Genomic DNA, 3,510 nt, shown 5'->3' with positions numbered 1-3,510 from the left:
GCCGCACTGCTGGGCCGGGCGCTGCTGGTACGGCCCGGCGGCTCGTCCCAGGGCGGGTTCGGCGGGCACCCGGAGCTGGACCGCACGGTGGCCGGTCAGGCGGCGGCCTTCCTGGACGCGGGCCGCACCGGCACCCTGGAGATCGGCGCACAGGGCTCCCGCTGCGGAGCGCCGCTGACGGTGCTGGTCGAGTCGTCGGTCCCGCCGCCCCGCATGATCGTCTTCGGCGCGATCGACTTCGCGTCGGCGCTGGTCCGGGTCGGCAAGTTCCTGAACCACCACGTGACCGTGTGCGACGCCCGTCCCGTCTTCGCGACCCGGGCTCGCTTCCCCGAGGCCGACGAGATCGTCGTCGACTGGCCCCACCGGTACCTGGAACGGACGCCGGTGGACGCCCGTACGGTCCTGTGCGTGCTCACCCACGACGCCAAGTTCGACGTGCCGCTGCTGAAGCTGGCGCTGCGTCTGCCGGTCGCGTACGTCGGCGCGATGGGCTCCCGCCGCACCCACCTCGACCGCAACGCACGTCTGCGCGCGGTCGGCGTCACCGAGCCGGAGCTGGCCCGTCTGCGTTCGCCGATCGGCCTCGACCTCGGCGCCCGTACGCCCGAGGAGACCGCCCTGTCCATCGCCGCGGAGATCGTCGCCCACCGGCGTGGCGGCAGCGGCGTTCCCCTGACCGGCGCGCACACCCCGATCCACCACGACCCGGCACCGGCGGGCCGCGCCGGGTCGGTGGCCTGAGCGCCCCGGGCGCGGTCAGCGGCCGTCCGGCCGGCCGTCGGCGACCAGGGCGGCGTCCTCGGGCGGGAGACCGATGCGCCGCCTCGGCTCGGCCAGCCGGCCCGTCAGGGATCGTCCCAGTGCCCGGGGCGACGGCCGTCCGGTCCGTCACGGGCTGCGCAGCAGGGCGTCGGCCGTCCGTCCGAACACCGTCCGGGCCGCGGCGGCCAGGGGGCGGTCGAACGCGGAGGGCAGCCACCGCACCCGCAGCTCCTCCCGCCACACCACACGGGCGCGGCCGCCCGGCCCGGGCCGTACCTCCAGTTCGGCCCAGCCGAGCACGACCCGGCCCCGCTTGACCAGCCGGCACAGCCCGGACTCGCCGTCCCCCGGCGGGCGCCAGACGGTGACCTCCATGGGGTCGTCGAAACCGAGCGGCCCGATGCCCGAACGGGCGACGACCAGCGTGCCCCGACGGGTCGGCGGGTCCGTGGCCACGGTGACCCGCGTGAGCGGGACGGTGTCGCCGTGCCGGGACCACTGCGTGAGCCGGCGCCACGCCTCGTCGACGGGGAGCGGTGCCGTACGTTCGAGCAGGAAGGTGACCACGACACGATCGTAGGGAAGAGCGCCGGGCGAAGGGCGCGCCGGCCACCGGTTCACGCGGACGGCGCAACGCCCGGACGGACAGCCCTACGGCCGGTACACCTTGCCCGGTTCGGCCTTCCCGGGCGCGAGGAGCTGGGGCACGGTCACGAACACGTACCCGCGCGCCTTCAGCGCGTCGATGATGCCGGGCACGGCGGGCACGGTGCCCCGGTAGATGTCGTGCAGCAGGATGATCCCGTCCCGGGAAGCCTGCGCCAGGACGCGCTGGGTGATCAGCGCGGAGTCGGTGGTCGTGTAGTCCTTCGCGGTGACGCTCCACAGCACCTCCGCCAGGCCCTCCTCCTCGGCGATCCGGTGCACGTTCGTATCCGTACGGCCCTGCGGCGGACGCATCAGCGTCGGCCGGTGCCCGGTCAGCCGCTCTATCGCGTCGTCGGGCCGCTTCAGCTCCTCGCGTATCTGCGCGTCCGTCATCCGGGTCAGGATCCTGTGGTCCCAGGTGTGGCCGGCGACCTCGTGGCCCTCGGCCGCCATCCGCTTCACCAGCTCCGGGTACTTCTCGATGTGCCGCTTGCCGAGCAGGAAGAAGGTCGCCGGGACCTTCTTCTCCTTCAGGATGTCCAGCAGCCGGGCCGAGTGCTCGCTGGGTCCGGCGTCGAAGGTGAGCGCGATGCACTTGGCCTCGCGGCAGTCGACGGTGCCGAACCGGGCCGGGGCACCGGCCGCCGCCCGGCCGCGGGCCGCACTGGGGCTGGTGGTGTCCACCTGGGCGCAGCCGGTCGGCAGCAGGGCCAGACAGGCGGCGGCCGCGGTCGTCGCGGCGCGAGGGAACCCGGGCACCCGTCTGCGCATCTTGTGGGTCGAAAGCTTGCCGGTCCGAAGAGACATGGGCGGACTATACATTCGATGTATAGCAGAGTCGATCGTTTATTCGAATACGCCGCATGCGGTCGCCGTGGGTGCCGGACCGGCCACCGGCCCCTTGCGACGGAACTCTGCGCACATCGGTGGTACCGCAGAGTCATCGCGAGTAACCTCACGGGACATGGCAGGCACGGGGGAACGGGCCGTCGAACCGGACTTACCGGGTCTCTTGCAGAAAGCCCCGGCGTTCACGCCGGGGATGGATGCATCTCAGGACTGCTCTGAGAGGAAGTACGGCAGGAGGGACGGCGGATGCTGGAGACGATGCATCCGGGAGCGTCCCACGACATCCGGTTCGGCAGCGTCGCGGGGACCTGAGACCCGGCCGGGGCCGGGACCCGGTCCGGGGAACGCGGACGACGTGGAAAGGGGGGCGCTGCGGGCCGCTCGTGGAGGCCCGCAACGCCCCCCTGGCATCTACCCGAGGGGTGCTCGGGAGGTTTTCCCGGTTACGAGCCGACCTGCGCGGTCACCAGGTCCGAGAAGGTGGTCAGCCGGGTGTAGACACCCGGGTGGCCGGCCTCCGCGCACCCCTCTCCCCAGGAAGTGATCCCTGCCAGGACGCCCCCGATGAGCAGGGGACCGCCGCTGTCGCCCTGGCAGGTGTCTACGCCGCCGGTGGTGTATCCGGCGCATACCATGTCGGTCTGGACGAAGTCCGAACCGTAGGAGCTCTTGCAGCCGGCGTCGGACACGACCGGCACGGTCGCGGTCCGCAGCTGGTTGGAGGAGCTGCCGTTCTCCGAGGTGGTGCCCCAGCCGAGGACCCGGGCGGTGGTGCCGGCCGCGTACACCCCGGTCTGCGAGGCGGAGACGTACGGCGCCGGGGTGTACGGCATCGACGTCGACAGGGTCAGCACGGCCACGTCGTCACCGTCGGTGGCGTCGGTGTAGTCCGGGTCGATCCAGATCCTGCCGACCTTGCTGACCGTGCCGTCGGTGCCGTTCAGGTAGGTCCGGCCACCCACCACCCGCACGCTGCCGGTGGACTCGCCGACCATGCAGTGCGCCGCGGTCACCACCTTCTTCGCCGCCACCAGGGTGCCACCGCAGAACTGGTGACCGGAGGCGTCCGTGATCTGCATCATGAACGGGTACGCGGACGTCGTGGTCGTCGTGCCGCCGACGACGGGCTGCGGGGCGGCCTGCGCGGCGGGGGCGCCGGGCAGCGCGGGGGGGGGCGGGGGGCGGGCGGGGCCCCCGGCCCCCCCCGCACGGGATAGGTGTTCGCGGGCCCCGCGGGGCGGGCGAAGA

4 protein-coding genes are annotated in these 3,510 nt (G+C 73.1%); 1 reads left to right on the top strand and 3 read right to left on the bottom strand.

Annotated features, from left to right (window positions below; all coding sequences use genetic code 11):
* A partial coding sequence (locus tag ABZX30_RS37885; RefSeq protein WP_355942935.1) for an XdhC family protein occupies positions 1-744 on the top strand: 744 nt, incomplete at its 5' end.
* A gap of 147 nt (positions 745-891) precedes the next feature.
* Here ABZX30_RS37885 and ABZX30_RS37880 read toward each other — a convergent pair.
* The 3 genes from ABZX30_RS37880 to ABZX30_RS37870 form a co-directional block, all read right to left on the bottom strand.
* Positions 892-1,332, bottom strand: a complete 441-nt coding sequence (locus ABZX30_RS37880) for an SRPBCC family protein (protein ID WP_355942932.1) — start codon at positions 1,330-1,332, stop codon at positions 892-894.
* An 84-nt stretch (positions 1,333-1,416) separates the two neighbouring features.
* Positions 1,417-2,184 carry a polysaccharide deacetylase family protein gene (locus tag ABZX30_RS37875; protein WP_355942941.1) on the bottom strand — a complete coding sequence of 256 codons (768 nt, stop codon included), beginning with the start codon at positions 2,182-2,184 and terminating at the stop codon, positions 1,417-1,419.
* A gap of 521 nt (positions 2,185-2,705) precedes the next feature.
* Positions 2,706-3,425 carry a serine protease gene (locus ABZX30_RS37870; protein ID WP_355942938.1) on the bottom strand — a complete coding sequence of 240 codons (720 nt, stop codon included), beginning with the start codon at positions 3,423-3,425 and terminating at the stop codon, positions 2,706-2,708.
* Positions 3,426-3,510: the final 85 nt, after the last annotated feature.

Source organism: Streptomyces sp. NPDC004542 (genome assembly GCF_040610035.1).
Classification (GTDB): Bacteria; Actinomycetota; Actinomycetes; order Streptomycetales; family Streptomycetaceae; genus Streptomyces.
This window is presented reverse-complemented; position numbering and strand designations above follow the sequence as displayed.